16 protein-coding genes and 2 pseudogenes are annotated in these 17,133 nt (G+C 67.6%); 9 read left to right on the top strand and 9 right to left on the bottom strand.

Annotated features, from left to right (window positions below; all coding sequences use genetic code 11):
* Positions 1–56 precede the first annotated feature (56 nt).
* A complete protein-coding gene (locus AC07DF_RS10915) occupies positions 57–920 on the top strand; it encodes an NmrA family NAD(P)-binding protein (protein WP_478969239.1) in 864 nt (287 codons plus the stop codon).
* A 31-nt stretch (positions 921–951) separates the two neighbouring features.
* A complete protein-coding gene (locus tag AC07DF_RS10910; protein ID WP_478969237.1) occupies positions 952–1,089 on the top strand; it encodes a hypothetical protein in 138 nt (45 codons plus the stop codon).
* 682 nt (positions 1,090–1,771) lie between these two features.
* On the opposite strand, the gene AC07DF_RS10905 is transcribed toward AC07DF_RS10910, so the two are convergent.
* On the bottom strand, positions 1,772–3,316 hold the full coding sequence (locus tag AC07DF_RS10905; RefSeq protein WP_478969235.1) for a fused MFS/spermidine synthase: 1,545 nt from the start codon (positions 3,314–3,316) through the stop codon (positions 1,772–1,774).
* Between the two features lie 270 nt (positions 3,317–3,586).
* Between AC07DF_RS10905 and AC07DF_RS10900 the strand changes: the two genes are divergently transcribed.
* Both AC07DF_RS10900 and AC07DF_RS10895 read left to right on the top strand, forming a co-directional pair.
* Positions 3,587–3,772, top strand: a complete 186-nt coding sequence (locus tag AC07DF_RS10900) for a hypothetical protein (protein WP_478969233.1) — start codon at positions 3,587–3,589, stop codon at positions 3,770–3,772.
* Positions 3,773–3,828: 56 nt separating this feature from the next.
* Positions 3,829–4,245: pseudogene (locus AC07DF_RS10895) on the top strand (TSUP family transporter); the annotation flags it as partial.
* Between the two features lie 138 nt (positions 4,246–4,383).
* Here AC07DF_RS10895 and AC07DF_RS10890 read toward each other — a convergent pair.
* The 3 genes and pseudogenes from AC07DF_RS10890 to AC07DF_RS10880 form a co-directional block, all read right to left on the bottom strand.
* Entirely contained in the window at positions 4,384–5,160 is a 777-nt protein-coding gene (locus tag AC07DF_RS10890; RefSeq protein WP_478969231.1) for a cysteine peptidase family C39 domain-containing protein, read from the bottom strand.
* A gap of 1,464 nt (positions 5,161–6,624) precedes the next feature.
* The gene (locus AC07DF_RS10885; protein WP_478969501.1) at positions 6,625–6,921 is read right to left on the bottom strand and encodes an ANTAR domain-containing protein; all 297 of its coding nucleotides are present in this window, start codon (positions 6,919–6,921) and stop codon (positions 6,625–6,627) included.
* A 21-nt stretch (positions 6,922–6,942) separates the two neighbouring features.
* A pseudogene (locus AC07DF_RS10880) lies at positions 6,943–8,097 on the bottom strand (PP2C family protein-serine/threonine phosphatase); the annotation flags it as partial.
* Positions 8,098–9,074: 977 nt separating this feature from the next.
* Here AC07DF_RS10880 and AC07DF_RS10875 point away from each other — a divergent pair.
* Positions 9,075–9,848 (top strand): restriction endonuclease, encoded by a 774-nt coding sequence (locus tag AC07DF_RS10875; RefSeq protein ID WP_478969499.1) that lies wholly within the window; start codon positions 9,075–9,077, stop codon positions 9,846–9,848.
* 573 nt (positions 9,849–10,421) lie between these two features.
* Here the strand turns inward: AC07DF_RS10875 and AC07DF_RS10870 are convergent.
* The 3 genes from AC07DF_RS10870 to AC07DF_RS10860 all read right to left on the bottom strand — a co-directional run bounded on the left by AC07DF_RS10870 (position 10,422) and on the right by AC07DF_RS10860 (position 11,748).
* Positions 10,422–10,571 carry a hypothetical protein gene (locus AC07DF_RS10870; protein ID WP_478969229.1) on the bottom strand — a complete coding sequence of 50 codons (150 nt, stop codon included), beginning with the start codon at positions 10,569–10,571 and terminating at the stop codon, positions 10,422–10,424.
* A 117-nt stretch (positions 10,572–10,688) separates the two neighbouring features.
* Entirely contained in the window at positions 10,689–10,931 is a 243-nt protein-coding gene (locus AC07DF_RS10865; protein ID WP_478969227.1) for a transposase, read from the bottom strand.
* 115 nt (positions 10,932–11,046) lie between these two features.
* A complete protein-coding gene (locus tag AC07DF_RS10860) occupies positions 11,047–11,748 on the bottom strand; it encodes an NAD(P)-dependent oxidoreductase (protein ID WP_478969225.1) in 702 nt (233 codons plus the stop codon).
* Between the two features lie 83 nt (positions 11,749–11,831).
* Here AC07DF_RS10860 and AC07DF_RS10855 point away from each other — a divergent pair, with 83 nt between their 5' ends.
* Positions 11,832–12,446 (top strand): TetR/AcrR family transcriptional regulator, encoded by a 615-nt coding sequence (locus tag AC07DF_RS10855; protein ID WP_478969223.1) that lies wholly within the window; start codon positions 11,832–11,834, stop codon positions 12,444–12,446.
* 253 nt (positions 12,447–12,699) lie between these two features.
* Positions 12,700–13,374 (top strand): hypothetical protein, encoded by a 675-nt coding sequence (locus AC07DF_RS10850; RefSeq protein WP_478969221.1) that lies wholly within the window; start codon positions 12,700–12,702, stop codon positions 13,372–13,374.
* A gap of 215 nt (positions 13,375–13,589) precedes the next feature.
* On the opposite strand, the gene AC07DF_RS10845 is transcribed toward AC07DF_RS10850, so the two are convergent.
* Positions 13,590–14,405, bottom strand: coding sequence for an oxidoreductase (locus tag AC07DF_RS10845; protein WP_478969497.1), 816 nt, complete (start codon positions 14,403–14,405; stop codon positions 13,590–13,592).
* 215 nt (positions 14,406–14,620) lie between these two features.
* Between AC07DF_RS10845 and AC07DF_RS10840 the strand changes: the two genes are divergently transcribed.
* Together AC07DF_RS10840 and AC07DF_RS10835 are read left to right on the top strand one after the other, a co-directional pair.
* The gene (locus AC07DF_RS10840; RefSeq protein WP_478969219.1) at positions 14,621–15,199 is read left to right on the top strand and encodes a TetR/AcrR family transcriptional regulator; all 579 of its coding nucleotides are present in this window, start codon (positions 14,621–14,623) and stop codon (positions 15,197–15,199) included.
* 633 nt (positions 15,200–15,832) lie between these two features.
* The gene (locus tag AC07DF_RS10835) at positions 15,833–16,066 is read left to right on the top strand and encodes a hypothetical protein (protein WP_478969217.1); all 234 of its coding nucleotides are present in this window, start codon (positions 15,833–15,835) and stop codon (positions 16,064–16,066) included.
* A gap of 238 nt (positions 16,067–16,304) precedes the next feature.
* On the opposite strand, the gene AC07DF_RS10830 is transcribed toward AC07DF_RS10835, so the two are convergent.
* Entirely contained in the window at positions 16,305–16,754 is a 450-nt protein-coding gene (locus AC07DF_RS10830) for a nuclear transport factor 2 family protein (protein WP_478969215.1), read from the bottom strand.
* Between the last annotated feature and the right edge of the window lie 379 nt (positions 16,755–17,133).

Here is a 17,133-nt window from a genome sequence, read left to right as displayed (position 1 = left end):
CACTACTCCAATAGTGCAGTTGATGTAACCGGTGCATCGTGTGCACTAATGATGTCATGAGCTACGTCATCCACGGCGCCGCGGGCGCCCAGGGCAGCCCCCTCCTCTCCCTCCTGAAGACCGCTGGCAAGCCTGTCGTGGCGGTGGGCCGCAAGCCCGGTACCCACCCGGACGGCACCCCGGTCGTCGCGGCCGGCTACACCTCCGTCCAGCAGCTGGCGAGCGTCTACGCGGGTGCCGACGGCGTCTTCGTGCATCTGCCTGTTGTCTCGGAGGAGGACCGACTGGCCTACGCGCGCAACATCGTTGCCGCCCTCTCCCAGGCGAGGCCCCGCCGGGTGGTGGTCTCCACCAGCGGCGCCATCATCGACAGCTCCCACCCCCAGCTCCAGGCCCCGGACGACTCCGCCGTCCAAACACTCGTACGCGGCCTGGAGGAGACCGGTCTGTCGCACGCGGTGATCGCTCCACGGCTCTTCCTGGAGAACCTGCTTTTGCCGCCGATCCTCGACGTCGTGCGCATCAAGGGAGTGCTGCGCTACCCGCCGGCCGCGGACTTCCCGGTCTCCTGGTCGTCGCACCTGGACAACGCCGACGTCGCCGCCGCCCTGTTCGACCGGCCCGACATCACCGGCACGATCGCCGTGGGTCAGCACCCCGGGATCACGGGCCCCGACCTCGCACGGGCCTTCACCGACCACCTCGGCCGACGCGTGTCCTACGAACCGCTCTCGCCTGAGGCGTTCGGCCACCTGCTCGTCCCCTTGATCGGAGACGCGGGAGCGGCCGCGGTCACCGCACTGTACGAGCGCCTCGCCACCGTGCCGGACAACACCATCAGCGCGCACAACAGCGCCCAGCAGCTTCTGGGTCTGCAGCCGCGCACCACTGGTCAGTGGCTCACGCAGATCGGCCTGTAGCCGATCGCCCGTCCGCAACGAGGGAAAGAACATGACACCGGCGGTTGTGCACGAACGCTTCGCCCAGTACCTCAAGGACCGGGACCTCGACGGACTGGGTTGCCTGTTCGACGAACACGCCATGTTCGCACCGGGAGCGGGACAGGAACCTGTCTACGGCAGTCGGTGACGCGGTCACGATCCGGTGTGGCCCGTGCGCAGTTGGCTGCTGAGCGTGAGCAGGTCTTCGACGTGGCCTTGTGCGGTGAAGGCTCCGCTGCCGGCGGTGAACAGGTCGGTGCCGACGAAGTCCACGCGGGCACCGACTGCTGGGCGCCGAGGAATGCGGCTCCGGTGTGGATGCCATGGGCCCGTACGCGTTCCGGGTCGAATGGACGGGCGTCCACGGCAGCGTAGAAGGAGCGGGCCGGTGCGCCGACGGCGCTGGGTGAGGTGTCGTCGGTGTGCGGGTCCGGCTGGGTGATGGGCCGGACTGGGGTGGGCCAGTGCAGCGGGGCTCCGGCGGCGTCGAAGGCCTGCTGGGCGTGGCTGCGGTCTTCGGTGTAGTGCGCCTAGCCCTCGGCGTGCACAGGCATTACGAAGGTGTCGCCGAGCAGGCGGCGAGCCTCGACGGCCTGAGCCGCCGTCAGCGACAGCCGTACGTCACCGAGTTCCTCGAAGCCGGCCACGCCCAGGTGCAGCAGCGGCCACGGCGATGCGGTGCCGGTCGGCCAGGGCGCTCATCGCGACCAGGTCGACGGGGGGCGACTCGGACAACCGCACCTACCGGATCCCTTCCAGATCTTCGGGCACGGCAGCGGGCAGGTCCGCGTGTACGTCCTCGACCCGGACGGCGGCCGGGCGAGATGCCGTCACTGGCTGCTCTGTGGGCCGGAGGGCTGGAGGAGCTGGTCGACTGGTGCGTAGTCGTCGGTGAGCGGCCTGGCATCGCCCGTCCAGGAGGCGAGGTCGTCGCCGGCGGCGATCTTCCAGCCGGTTTGCCGGGCGTCCAGCGCCTTTTGGAGCGCCGGCAGGTCGACGGGGCGGTTGGAGGCGAGCACCACCACATTGCCGCCCTCGGCGGTGGCGGTCGGGTCGAGGCCGATGTCCGAGGGTTCGCCGACCAGGGCGACGTGCTGGAAAGTCGAGCTGAGGGTGGCCACTTCGGCACGCGCGAACGCCATACGACCGTGATCGATGAGGTTGACGACGTACAGGCCGTCCTCGCTGAGCACCCGCCGTACGTCAGTCATCGCTTCCACCGTGGTGAGGTGCCACGGCACGCTGACGCCCCCGAAGGCGTCGCCGACGACGAGATCACGACTGCCGTCGTCCAGTCGCCGCAGACCGAGTCGGCCGTCCTCGACGCGTACGTCGACACCGGCTCCCGGTGTCAGACCGAGGCGGTCGCGGTTGATACGTACCACTCCGCTGTCGATCTCGGATACGAGACTGCGCGTCCCGGGCCGTGTGGCCGCGAGGTAACGGGGAAAGGTGAGCCCGCCGCCGCCGAGGTGATGGGCAGTGAGCGACTCACCTGCGGGAAAGCCGGCATCGACGACCGACGCGATGGCGCGAACATACGCGAACTTCAGGAAGGTCGGGTCGTCCAGGTCGACGTAGGAGTGCCGCAGACCGTCCAGAACGAGCGTGCGACCGCCGCCTCGGTCGGGGTCCGCGACGACCCGTGCGCAGTGGTACTTGGTCTCCGTGTCACAGTCACCGGGCGCGACCACGGCGGCGAGCCCGCCGGCAACCACCACGAGTGTCAGGGCGGGGGTGCCGCTCCACCCGCGCGTTCGCCGCTCGACCAGTGCCGAGCCGGCCACCAGCAGCGTTCCGAGGCCGATCAGTATGCCGCTCACCGGCAACCGCGATACGAGGACGAAGCCGGTGAGGACCGTGCCGACAATGGCGCCCACAGTGCCGACGCCGGACAGTCGGCCGACCACCGTTCCGGTCTCGGCAAGGCTGGTGAGACGCAACTTGGTGACGATCGGCGTCACCGCGGACAGCAGCGCGCCCGGCACGAGGATGGTCAGCGACGCGATCAGCAAGAGCATCACCGGCCCCCACTCCGCGGTGGTGCGCAGCACGGCGGGCGTGAGTGCCACGACCGCTCCCGAGATTCCGAGCGAAGGGCCCAGAAGCCGTCGCGGATCGACCAGGTCGGCGATACGCCCACCCAGCCAGGAGCCGAAGGCGATAGCGGTGAGAGCGATGCCGATCACCATGGTGCTGGTCTCGAGGGTGAGCCCGAGGTAGGGCGCCAGCAACCGCAGAGCCACGATCTCGACCACCAGGACCGCGGCAGAGGACGCGAACACGAGCATGACAGCGGTACGGGAACCCAGGCCGTGGTTGCCAGACGTGCCTTCGGCGTCGGGCGGGGAAGACGATCCGGTCACAGGCGACATTCTCACATGCGGGCAACTCAGCAGTTCAGGGGCGGCAGATCGGCGTGGAAGCGGCGCTCCCCCATCAAGGATGGCAGCGTGACGAGTCCTGGTGCCACCACCGGCACGGCGGCCACCACCGCAGACCCCACACCGCGGGCGGGACCTGAACGCCTCATTCCACGCCCCGTCAGGGCACTGACGCACCCGGCCAGGAAGGCCGGGTGCGTCTCGTCTATCCGGACCGGGCCTGTCACTCTTCGCGGCGAGCCGGCCGATCTGGCGTGGGGCATGAGCCTGCAGAGCTGGCAGGCTCCCTGGCACGGGAAGCTGGCGGTGATGACGGGCGGCGTACGGAGGGGCGTGCTGTTCACGGAGCACGTCAGCGGCGCCAGCGGCGCCAGCGATGAACAGCGAAGTGCAGGCCACGGGCGTCGCGAACGGCTGTTGCGGGAAGCGCCGACCGAGCGCGCCTGAAGTGCCCGCTGGCCATGACGGCTTGCGCAGGCGATGCCGTCCGGGCCCGGTACTGGACCGTGCGCCCACCACCAGCCCGCGCCACCCGCGAGCCGAAGCTCCGCGCGACGACATCGCCGGCCCTGGCCGTCGGCGTCGCCCGAGGCATCTACGGGATCGGGGCGGCTCCCTGCTCGGCCCAATCCTCGTCGGCCGCGGAGCTCCAGTGGCCATCGTCGCGCCCACCGCTCTGGTCTCCACATTCGTGACGTCCGTGGTCGGCGCAATCACCTACGCGCTGCTCTCTCTTGGCCGCCACCGGCGACGTTGCTCCCGATCGGCCGCTGGGCTTGCCCTGCGGGCTCCGGGGCCTGGTCGGCGGCTACGTCGGCGCCCGTGTCCAGCCGCTTCTACCAGAGACCGCGCTTCATCTCCTGCGCGCCACCCTCGCCACAAGCATCAGCGCCCTCTACGCGGTCCAAATCCTGCACTGATCGAGCCCGGCGCTCAGCCCATGCGGCAAGACCGCTGTCGAAACTCGTTCTGGCACAGATCTTGGGGAGCAGTTGCGGAGGGTCACTGAAGCAGGACCGGCTTGAGGAGTAGTTCCGCTGATGCTGGCTGCGCAGGCATCAATTCCCGAAAGTCGCCTCAAGCGCATTGTGTAATTCACCGTAGGTATCTACGAGTTGTCGGAGTGTGGCTGCCGCCGCTTGCGTCTCACCCGCAACAAGGTTGTATTGCACGCTTCCCAGCAGCCGGGCTTGGAAGCCGGCGACCTCGGCGGCATTACGCGCACCCACCCGGTCCAGCCACAGTGACGCATCGGCAAGGCGACGGGTGCCGACCCGGACGGCGAAGCCAGCCAGATGACCGTGAGTACGGTCGTCCAGCCCAGTCAGTATCTGGGCAGCGAGACGTTCGACCGCAGCACCTTGGCCCAAGGCGCCGGGTGGGGTCTGGCATTCGTCTTGTTGGCCACCAGCAAGCCATCGTTGCGCTGTCGGGGGCGAATTCCGCAGCGCGGCAAGGACATCGACGTGACGCACGCGCCGGAAATCGCTGCGCATAGTGAAGGGGCCTGCACACTCCACCAGCTGGCTGCTCCATGCAGCAGCAAATGCGCCGATGGGCAACGTAGCGAAAGGAAAGCCGTCGGGATCGTGGAAGAGGACCTGCTCATCGTCCACCGCGAGGACCACGACCCAGTGGTCACAGCCATTGGGCTCCCCCGCGGACCATGGCTGGTGCAGAAGCAACCCGACATCGACCGGGCCGGCCAGCACTGGTCCCGACTTGCTGGCTTGCCGGAGACGGTCAATGGCCTCCGTCGCCTCGCCGCCGCTGGTGCGCCGACATGTCCAGCCGAGCAGATCGATGGCCTGGTCCAGCCCGAGGTCGGGATCCACCCGTAGGGATCGAAGTGGGGCAGTTCACCCTCGGTCAACTGGGCAGTACGGAGATCCGGTCAATACCTCAATTGCCGACGGCGCAGGCGCGTCGATCCCCAGGACCATCGCCAGCGAGTTGGAATAGCAATAGGGGGACGAACCGCTGAATGCAGGTGTCATGCACAAACCCTTGCATTTTCAATTTTCCGTGGCAAGACAGGTCCCCTCACAGAGGCGGCCGTCCCGGGGACGTCAACAGCTCGATACGGCACAGTTCTTGGAGGAGCGGCCATGCATGGTCACTGAAGCAGGATCAACTTTCGGAGTAGTTCGAATCCGGCTCGTCCGTAGAGTTGGCTATTGATCTTTTTGATGCGGTTCACGGCCTCCTCCGTACCGCCGGAGCTCCAGTGGAGGGTGAGGCCGGCGGTCAACCCGTCGAGGTCTCGGAGCAGGTGGAGTGCGAAGCCTGTCAGGCCAGGCAATCGCCGCTCCAGCTAGGGGTCCAACCGGCTGGGCGGGAGCGGTTCTCTCGGAGGGTGTCTTGCCAGTCGGCGGCGCGTGCGAAGCGCAGCACGGTGTTGAGGCAGATGCCGGGCGGTCGCCCTGCACGAGCAGCCCTGGGCGAGCAGTTCGTGGACCATGGTGTGCGCGGCTTTCTTGCGCTGGGCCCGGCGGCCGTCAGGGGCCGGTTCGAGGCGCGCACCCGAAGTGCAGTTGGACGTCTTAACGTCACTTTTAGTACGCGGCGTTGGTGCACTCAGGCACTCGCGGTGGGCAGCGAGACCAGTCTCAACGGCCCGGCCGATGCCTTGCCACAGATGAAACCGGTCGGCGACCTGGATCACGGTGGGAGCGCCGAGCCGTGCGCCTTCGGCCAAGGCGCCCGCCCGGTCCCGACAGATGATCTCCACACCCGGGTGAGTGGCCCACACGCGGCCAGCGGCCCGGAGTCGCGCGTCGGGAGTACGTCGACCACGCGATGGGCCTCCCCGCAGGACCCGCGGCGGGTCGCGAAATCGCTCACGCCGAGCACGCGCGGTGTGTTGAGCTGCGGGTCGGGCAGCGCCATGACCCTTCGCAGCAAGGTCATCCGTCCGACCTTTAAGCCCAGTTGGGCGGACAGTCGGGCGCCGGCCCATCCCCAGCGAGTGCAAGCCACCAGCGAGTCCCAGAACTTTGTGTCGGCCTGCATGAACAGCACCGTCACCAACCACGGCCAGCTCCGACCGGGGGGGGACAGCGCCAGACCTGATGGCGCGTCAAACCCGTCCGCCGGGCGGCGGCCCCGCACCGCCGCCTCGCACGGTCGGCTCCGCTCCTCCTCGCGCCCGGAGCGGGGAGCCACCGGGGGAACCGCGCCCTGGTTACTCGGATGGGTTTCTCGGATCAGTTCGCCGACCTTCGGGTTGAATAGGGAGCGGGCCACGCCGGCCCTGTGCCACCCGCTGGACGAGGCCGTGTTCCATCGATCGCGCTCCCCTACCGGGGCTCTTCCGGTGCCTCACCCGGCATGCGCCGTTGCACCGCTGCTTCCAGCTGCTGGCCCACAGGTCCCGGCAGTGGCTGCCCCAACGCCCAGGCGAGTACGGATTCCGCGACCGAGTGCAGCTTGATGTTCGTGTGCTGGGAGACTTCGCCCAGCATCTCGAAGGCGGCGGCCGTCGAAATGCCGTGAGCCGCGATGAGAACACCGATGGCCCGGTCGACCGTGGCGTGGGAGCCGACCGCACGCGGGATGTCTTCGTCGACTCCCTCCTGCCGGTTTCTCCTGAGCAAGCCGGGGTTGCCCCGGCCCTCGCGTTCGGGGCCGTGCCAGTCCAGGCACAGGACGGTGGCGTCGTCTCTCGGCTGACGGCCGCCGTAGGCGTCGGCGACCGCGCCGACCAGGGTGCGCACGACCTCGCGGGGGTGCTCGGCGGCGGTCTCGCACATGAGGCGGGGCAGGTCGACCGTCTCGGCCTGACGTTCCTGCATGCCGTCGGTGTAGAGCACGAGGCGGTCGCCGGGGCGCAGATCCAGGTCCTGCACCTGGTAAGGGCCCTGCCCGACAACGCCGAAGGGCAGGTTCACGGTTAGGGGCAGTTCCTCGACCTTGCCGTCGCGCAGTCGCAGCGGCCACAGGTGGCCGGCGTTGACGAGCTGTGCGCTGGTCCCGTCCAGGGCGATGCGCAGTAGCTGGCCGGTGGCGAAGGTACGGCGGCCGTGGTCGAGGAGGGCCTGGTGGGTCTGGCGGGCCTGTTCGGCAAGGCCGGTGCCGGCGCGGCGGGCGCCGCGGGAGGCGTTGACCAACAGGGTGGCCATGAGGGCGGCGTCGACGTCGTGCCCCATGGCGTCGGTGATGGACAAGTGCAGGGTGTTCTGGTCGAGGGAGTAGTCGTAGGTGTCACCGGCGATGTCGGAGGCCGGGACCAGGGCGCCGGCGAGGGCGAACTCGGCGGCCTCGCAGGAGGCGGCCGAGGGCAGCAGCTGGCGCTGGATCTCCGCGGCCAGGCTGACCGATGCGGTGCGGTTGCCCCAGTGGTAGAGGTCGGTGAATCGGCGGTCGGTGACGATGATGTACGCCAGCGCGTGCGCAGCCTCCTCCACCTGCTCCAGCACATCCTCCGTCACTTCGGTGAGGAACAACTCCAACACACCAATGGCGTCACCCCGGTTGGTGACAGGGGCCAGCACCCGCTGCCCCTGCCCGTCCTCCGGCGCCCGCACCACCTTCTGGGTATGCAAAACCTCGTCGTAGACACTGCTGTCAGCGAGCGGAACGTGCTCGGTGCGGTGCTCCTGCTGCGCGTTCGACTTGTCGCTGACCCGCAGCAGGCGCCGGCCCACCACGTCTACGAACAGGAACGACACGTACCGCGCGCCGAACCGCTCCCGCAGATTGCGCGCCACGACATCGAGGGAGTCCACCGGCGCGGCATCCTCCGCCGCCGCCAGCACATCCGCCAGACCCATCCGATCGCGCAACACATCAGCCTCCCTTGGTTACGGATCCTCCTTCCCACCGACACGACAAGCACCGCCCCTGTTTCAACACAGGGATGCGGTGACGACTCTTCGGTGCGGGCGAACAGGCGGAAGATCGTCCTCTGGCGGGCCTTGGCCCCGCAACAAGGGCCAGAACCGAGCGCTCCGCATCCGGCCTGCTGTTACTCACTTTCGCGTGACAGTGCGATCGCCTCCGGGAGGGTGGCGCGCCGAGGCGAACAGACGCCGTACCCCAACCCGCGTGGACAGGTTGTGTATACGGCCAGCCGGTCGCCATCGCGCACCACACCAACGCCGAATGGGAGGGCCGCCCAGGAACCCGGGCCCAAAACTTAGAGTGTCCTCACGACCCAGGAAACATGATCGGCCAGCTGCCAGATTCAACCGCGGCAAGCCCGGCGTACGGCTGCGCTGCTTCCTGGTCCTACGCCAAGAGCCTGACGCGTAGGTGCGCTGGGAGCGCTGGACCCGTGCCCCGGTGTAGCGCGGCCTGGTCGTCGGCGTCGGCGTCGGCGTCGCACGGGACAGTACCGACCGCAGGCGAATCCCGCGCGGGCTTTGCGCTCGCCAGGCTCTCCCCAGCGAGTTCGTCCGTTCGGTGTTCGGTGACCCCCAGCTGGGTGCTCCGCTCACGTCTGCTCTTGCGCTCACACTCGCCAGCTGACCTGTTCCTGAATGGGCGGGAGATCTCCCGGCCAGGAGCGGGGGGCGGACGAGAGGGCTGCTTCCCGACCGGGAACCGCGCCGCGCGCGTGCCACAGCACGGGCTCGCTACGAAAAGTGACGACCTGCGGTCAACATCACGCACGGGCGGTATAGATGGATGTTCTTCGTTCTTCGTCCTCTTGGAGCGATGTACGACACCGCGGCGGGACGATGAAGGTCCTGATCTTGGGAAGACGGTGGAAGTGATCTTCCATTGGTCCCATGAGGAGGGGCATGTCGTGACCGCACCTGCGTTTCGTAAATCGGCTGCGAACCGGCGGCACAAGTTCGACCTTCGCTCGACCACCCTGTTCTTCGTCTTCCTCGCTGTGGTGGTGAGCGTCGTCGGATTCGCCGTGCGCATGATGGCCGGCACTCTCGAGCGGCGCCCCGCCTGGGTGTGCGTCCTGGTCGTCGTGGGCGTGGCAAGTCTCGTGGGCCTGCGGCACCGGTTGCACGTGGCGAGGGCGGCCCGCCGAGCCGCATCAGCGCTCGACGAGGCGGCAAGGGAGACGGCCGATGAACTGGAGGCTCTTGCGATTCCGTCTCAGCGCCCAGCTGCTGAGGTCGCCGTCGGTTACGACGACTTGACGCCCGAGGAGTTCGAGGAGGCGATCGCCGCCCTCTGTGAACGCGACGGCTGTTCTACCGTCGAGGTTGTGGGAGGGGCGGGGGACCTGGGCGCCGATGTGGTGGCCGTGACGGCCGACGGGCGCCGGATCGTCATCCAGTGCAAGCACTACGGCGACTCACACCGGGTCGGCTCTCAGGATCTCCAGCGTTTCGGCGGCACGTGCTTCACCGTCCACGAGGCCGATGTCGCCGTGCTGGTCACCACAAGCGACTTCACCACGCCAGCGGTGGAGTACGCCGACCAGTGCGGCATCGTGTGCGTGGATCGGGCCTCCCTCCAGGCGTGGACGGACGGCACCGGTCCCAAGCCCTGGGGCCTCGCCCCGGAAGGCTGGGCAGCGGGGTGGGAAAGGCAGGTGCCGAATCGTGAGTGGTCCTGAGCGCAGCGATCGCCCGATCCATGTAGCGCCGTCGCACGGCGACGGACATTTCTTTCGGTGCGCGGCAGAGTTCCGGTTCAGGCGTTGCGCCCATCGTGGGCGTCCAGCACCGCGACCGTGACGTACGACGCGGCGGGCTCGCCAGGAAGGCGATCGCCGCGGCGATTTCGTCGGGGTGCCCCATGCCTTGCAGGGACAGCTAGCTGAAAAGAGCGTTGAGGGTCTCGGGGTGCGGCCCTTCCACGCCGTCGGCCCGAGGTCCCGTGCGACCCCCATGGTGTGCGTCTCGATCCCCGACTTGGTCGCCGAGTAGTCGGCAAGGCCCGGACACCGACCCGGGAGCCCAGTCCGGAAGTCACCGTAATGATGCGGCCGCCCGCGCGCAGCGCTCGGGAGGCGGCCCGGATGACGGCGATCACGCCGAGGTAGTTGGTGGGATGCATCCGGTCCAGTGCGGCGGTCGGCGTCTAGGTCGTCCGCCGCGCGGCCCTGCTCCACCGAGATCGCCGCGTTGTTGACGAGGATGTCCAGGCCGCCGAAGTGCGCGACCACGTCGTCAATCAGCGCCGACGCTCAACTCATGTCTGCCTGGGCGGACTTGAAGGCGATGACCTTCGCTCCCTTGAGACGCACGTGGTCGATGACGACCTGGGCCTGCTTCTCGGAGCTGACATGGGTGAAGGCGACGTTGGCGCCCTGCTCGGCCAGCAGTCGTACAGTCATGGCTCCCAGTCCGCGCCCCCGGTGACCAGGCGATCTTGCCCGTGAGTGCCTGTCTCGTCCACCCACCCACAAACAATCGCTGACCAGCCCCGCGCCACCCCACCCCACCCCAGAACATCACCACAGACCCTCACCACCACCGACCCCGACGTTGATGTCCCAGGTGATCAGCTCTTTCGCGTCAGCCTGGGCATGGAGCTCGGTGAAGATCCGATGCCAGGTGCCGTCCCGCTGCCAGCGGCGGAACACGGCGTACGCCCGGCCCCACGGGCCGTACTCGGCGGGGAGGTCCCGCCAAGGGACGCCGGTACGGACCCGGAACCCGACCCGGCACCGTATGCCGTCGATCAGCTGCCGCATGGCCCACGTCGGCGGTCGTCCGGGATTCTTTCCTTCGGCAACGGCGGTTCCAGCACCGCCCATTGCGCGTCCGTCAGATCTCCCCGTGCCACGTACCAAGATCATTCCAAGTTCATCACTTGCCGATATGCAGTGCCTCTTTGAGGAAGACGCTGGCGTAGTTCGGCGTGCCCTGGGCGGTGATCACCTCGATGCAGGCGCGCACGTGTCGGTCGTCCACGGCCTCGCGCAGTAGCACGTCGGCTAAATCGGTGCGAGAGGTGAACATGCCGGGCAGCCGCTGTGGTGCGACGGCGATGCGGTAGTCGGTGACGGTCGTTGCGTCGAACAGTCCTGACGGACGGACGATCGTCCAGTCGAGATCGGTGGCCCGCACGATCTCCTCCATGCGGCGTGCGTCCTCGTACAGAGGGCGCCCCATGGCCAGCAGGATCGGCCCGATCACCTTACGGAAGAAGAACTTCTCTTCTGGCGGGAGCTCGGGGTGTACGCCGATCGAGGTCACGCACACCAGTCGCCGCAGGCCGTGTCGGCCCATCGCCGCCATGATGTTGCGCGCGCTCTGGGAAAAGATCGTGACCGGCTCCCGGGTGTACGGGATGCCGACGGTCGAGATGACGCGATCGTGTCCGGCCACCACCTCGTCCACCGCTGCCGCGTCCAGGGCGTCCGCGCCCGCCACCCGCAGCCGTTGCTCTTCGATCGGGAAGGCATGGGGCCGCCTGGTCACGGCGGTCACGGTGTGCCCCTCGGCGAGTGCACGCTGCGTGACGAGTCGTCCAGTGGGGCCGTTCGCCCCGAAGATGACGAGCTTCATGCGTTTCTCCCTCACAGTCGCCCGTTGATAGGGTCGAGAACAGCGATCCAAACACTGGAACGCTGTTCTAGTTGGGAGCATACATGTCGGATCTACCGGGGGTCGTCCGGCTCCGGGATCGGCGCGAGGCGCTCACACTGCGCACGATCCTCACCGCCGCGCGCAGGCTGTTCGCAACACATGGCTACGCCCGCACGCCGATCCGCTCGATCGCGAAGGAAGCCGGCGTCGCACCCCAGACCATCTACGCGCACTTCGGTTCAAAGGCCGGAGTCCTCACCGGGCTGGTCGATCTGATGGACGAGGAGGCTGGTCTCCCGGAACTGATGGCCGAGGCGGCAGAGATGACAGACCCCGTCGAGCTGCTTGGGCTGTTGGCCAGGGCCAGCCGCCAGGTCCGGGAACGTTGTGGCGACCTCGTCACCATGCTGACCTCCGGTGCCGCGGTCGCCCCAGAAATCGCTGTCACGCAAGCAGAAGGGGCACGACGAAACAGGCTCGGTGTCGAGATGGTCATCGAGCGCGTCCGCGGAACCGGGCGTGGCGTCGATCCGAAGGCTGAGGACATCGCCGTCGCCTTGATGAGCTCCGGGGTGTACGACAGCCTCGTCGTGGGCTCCGGCTGGTCTCTCGATGACTACGAAGCATGGCTCAAGAGCACCCTCGTTGCCGCACTGCTGGGTGACGAGCCGAAGTGAAACAAGACAGGGCCGAAGTGAGCTCAGCACCCAACCGTGGTCGCCCGGTTGACCGGCTCCGGATTGGGCTGCCCGACTTGGCCACGATGCACCGATGCCTCGTTGGTCGCTACTCCCGAGATGGGCGTTCATGGCTACATCGAGTTCGGTAACCGCCTGATCGGCGTCGTCCTCGAGCTGGCGGCCGTCGCGCTGGTCGCCGCGACGATCCAAGCCCGGCCCGCTCCTCCGAAATCATGCTTTGGCTGACCGGGTGCAGGTGCTGGCGCTGGTGGTGCCGGCGCAGGCGTTGATCGGGGGGATCCTGGTACTTACCGATCTCAATCCCTACGTGCGGGCTCTGCACTTCCTGGTCTTGTTCCCGATCCTGCTCGCCGCCGCCGCGTTGCTGCGCTGCACACAGGACGGCATCGGCCCACGGACAGCGACAGTTCGCCGCCAACTACGACTGCTCACCGGTGGACTGTTGGCCACCGCCACGTCGAAAGAGCACAACGTGGCGGCCTACACCCGGATGGCATGGCACGCGCTGCTGATCGTCCTGGTCATATGGCAACACACTGCGCAGCCCTACCGCACCGGCGACGGCATACGCCTTGACGTGCTCGACCCGGGCCCGTGGTCAAGCTGGATCTGGCCTATCCTCGCCGGACTCGCCGGACTCGCCGGCCTCGTGACGCTCGACGCGATCCGAGCGGTGCGGGTGTGGACACGATCGCTGGCGGTCTGGAACCTCGCCGCCGAGGCGGCCCTCACGCTCCCGCTGGCACGGGTCCTGCATCGGCAGGAGTTCTTCAACCCGGCCTTCCTGTCGGATGTCAACGGCGGCTGGCAGACCCCAGACTCCTTCTACACGGTAGTAACAGTGGTGGTCCTGGCCGTGGGTGCGGGCAATGGCGTGAAGCGATTCCGAGCGGTGCGGAGCTAGTCATCATCCATCAGCCCGACCGCACCCAGTTAGTACTCCGTCCCGCCGACGGCTTCACCGGCCAGGGCAAGATCTCCCCCACCGTGAACGCACGACGAACGCGCCGTCGGGAACTGCGGGACGTCCTGGCTGCCTGAAGTCGAACGATCCCGGTCGGGCCGAAGGGGCCGGTAGAGGCCGGCGTTGGGCTGAAGGACGGTTGGCGCTCGCCTTCGTCAGCCGGCCAGCTTGTTGAACTTGCGGATCTGCTGGTCGAACGCCCGGGCGGGAGCGATGCGGCGTAGCAGACTGATGCGCCGGGCGAACGGCCCGGCTGTGGTGCGCAGCCGCGGCTTGCGTGCGGTGGCCGCCGTGACGATGGCCTGGGCGACAACGGCGGGGGCGTCGCCGCCCGTGACCACCTCGGCGACCACCTGGTCGACGATGCGCCGCTGTTTCGCGTAGACCGGCAGCGGTGTGTCGGGCTGCACCAGGTTGCCCTCGAACGCGGTGTTGGTCCCGCCGGGCTCGACGAGCAGAACCCGCACGCCGTGCTCACGGACCTCGTGGTCCACGGACTCGGAATACCCCTCGACCGCGTGTTTGGACGCGATGTAGGCGGCCATGTAGGGCTGAGGAATGAACCCGTAGATCGACGACAGGTTGATGATGCGGCCACGGCCCTGGGAACGCATGTGGGGCAGGACGGCCTTCGTCATGCGGATGACACCGAAGACGTTGATGTCGAAGACGTGCTGATGCTGCGTCAGGGAACTTTCCTCGGTGGCGCCCGACGAGCCGATGCCGGCGTTGTTGACCAGGACGTCAATGCGGCCGAACCGATCGATGACTTGCTGGACCAGCGCGGCAACCGAGGCGTCACTGCTCACGTCGAGGTCAAGGAATGTCACACCGTCCCGGGGGGCGACCTTCGCGGTGTTCCGGCTGGTTCCGATCACGTCGAAACCCGCTTCGACGAGGGCGAGGGCAGCGGCCTCTCCGATGCCGGAGGACGCGCCTGTCACGAGTGCTACAGGTCGTTTCTTGACCATCATGAGCTCCTTAAATTTGATCATGTTCACAACGAATTGCGGCTTCCGCGGAGCCTGGTCGCCTCTCGGCTTCCGTCGACCTCCTGACGTTAACAGCATCTCCAGAGTATCTGTTTCTCGCCAAACTGCAACTTCGATGTTGCAGTTTTTGGCTGATGTGCAGCTCAGAGGTATCTTCTTTGGGCGGCAGGAGTCGATGACGGGAAGGAGACGCCATGGGACGAGCTCTGCGAGCTGACGCCGAACGCAGCGTGCGCGCGATTCTGGAGGCGGCCGAGAGGGTGCTCGCCGAGGATCCCGGCGCGCCGATGGAGCAGATCGCCGAGGCTGCGGGCCTGGCCAGGACGACGGTGCACCGGCGGTTCGCGAACCGGCAGGCCCTCATCGAGGCGCTGGCTGCTTCTGCGAAGCAGCAGCTCACCGACGCCATCGACGATGCCCACCTGGACACCGCTCCCCCACTGGTCGCGTTGCACCGCGCTACCGCGAACACGCTGCGGGTCAAGGGCGCCTGGCGGTTCACGCTCGGTAACCCCTTGGCGCAGAACGATGCCGCCAAGGATGTCTGGGCCGAGATCAACGCCCGGTCTCTCGCCTTTCTCGCCCGAGCCCAGCGCGAGGGGCTCCTCGATCCCGCGGCAGATTTGGAGTGGACACGACGGGTCTACTACGCCCTCATCGGCGAGGCCCTTCACGGGCCCGGCGCCCACGAGGACCCGGACGCACAGAATCCGGACGCGCTGGCCACGCGTATCGTTGACACGCTGCTGCACGGCGCGGGACGACGCGACTGAGCCGCATCCACCCAACGGAGCACGGGGGAAAGCGGTAGTCGGGAAGGGGTGCCGTCGGCGGGGCTGGCCAAGCCCGCATGCAGGATCGTGCCGCCGGGGGATCCCTCTGTCATGTGGGTGGAGACGCTGCAGGCTGTTGGCGCGCGGTGAACGCACCTCATCTCTTCGCCCTCGTCCGCGCCGGAGCGAGACTTCGAGCGCTGAGTACTCGGAGAGCGGACTGACGAGGCGGGTTCGTGGGGAGGCCGCTGGTGGTGCTGCAAGTGCGCGGCGTCGTAATGCCCGAGCGGGAGGAGCGATCCTTCTGGATCGATGGCGACCAGCTGAGGGCCGGGGCTGCCCCGGATGCCGACCTCGTCATTGACGGCGGCTGGCTGCTGCCCGGCCCAGCTGATGCACATACCCATTCCGGCACCGAAGACATCGAGACCCCGTTCAGCGACGAGACGCTTCGGCGGCACCTGACCGATCACCGAGACTCCGGAGTGCTGCTGGTACGCACGGCCGGGTCCGCAGCCCGGATCCCCGACTGGGTGGACGAGGACCCGGACATGCCGGTGCAAGGTCATCGGGGACTGGAGGCATGCCGAACCCGCACTGCCGCTGGACACCCTCACTGCTGTCGTCCAGGCCGTGCATACGATCGGCGGCCGAGTGGCCGCGCACTGCCAGACCAGCGAAGGCAGTCGCAACGCCGTCCTGGCCGGAGTCGACAGCCTGGAGCACGGCATAATGGGACGTGGTGATCTGACGATTGGCCAGTGGGAGCGGCTAAAGCCGCTGTTGCCGCAGGACATCAACCCGGGCCGTCCGCCGGTGTGGACGCGGCGGCAGCTGGTGGACAGCCGGGCCATGGGTTCTGGCTGACCCCGCGGAAGACCGGACCGGGTGCGGGCCGACAAGGCGTACGACTCCCACCGCAACCGGGCCTACCTGCGAAGACGCGGGATCAAGGCGACCATTCCAGTCCCGGCTGACCGCATTCCGCAACTGCCAGAAGCTCCGCTCCCGAGGCGGTCGGTCGCCGAAGTTCGACAAGACCGACCACCGCGAGTGCCACGCAGTCCTCAACGTGTGGCCATGACCAGCGGATTTACCGTCGGCCTCAGTCTGTGGGTGCCGGCACGGCGCAGGCGTCGGCGATAGCCCGCGTGTCCCAGTAGAACGGACGCACCTCGGTGATCCGCCCGTCCCTGACCGTGATCGCTTGCAGGATCGGGAAGCTGAGTTCACGCCCGGTCGCACGAGCGCGAGCACGAACCTTTGTGAGCACGACTGCGGTCTCACCGGTGGCAAGAAACTCCTGCTCCACCATGTCGAACGAGTCCCACACCTCTCCCATCATGAGGAAGAACTGCGCCATGCCGTTGTGCCCACGCCAAGTACCTCCATAGGGCAGGGCAGTTGCTTGATGCAGCTCGACATCCGGCGCGAAGAAAGGGGCGAGCAGGTCGAACGAAGCCTCGCCAGGGCCTCCTGCCGCCAAGTACGCCGCCTCAGCCGCATACATGCCGGTGAGGACTGTCACTGAGTCCGTAGGGGATGACATCGTCATGTCGCCAGTGTGATCACCGCAGGAGGATCTTGCTGGCGGCAATCAGACATCGTCGTGCGGCACGGTCGCCTCGTAGCTAACGGCGAGCTTGTACCAGATGCAGCAGCCCTCTACGGACTTGTCGGTGCTCTGGGCGGCGCCGTTCTCGGAGCCGCCGCCACTATCGCAGTCCCCGTCTTAACGGGCCGACATGGCCAGCCCCAACATGAGCGTCAGCGACAACGCACCCGCGACGAGGCAGAGTTTCAGCAGCTGATGGACCTGCGGCGGGCCACCCGTGGCCTCGTGCTGATCCTCGACGACGCCCGCCCTTCCTTCACCAGTGGCGACTTTGACACCAGACCGTTCATGGAGGCGCTCGACGCCGCCGTGAAGGAGG

Source organism: Streptomyces sp. NPDC044719 (genome assembly GCF_056433405.1).
The sequence above is the reverse complement of the archived record's forward strand: the minus strand, read 5'-3'. Positions and strand labels throughout refer to the sequence as shown.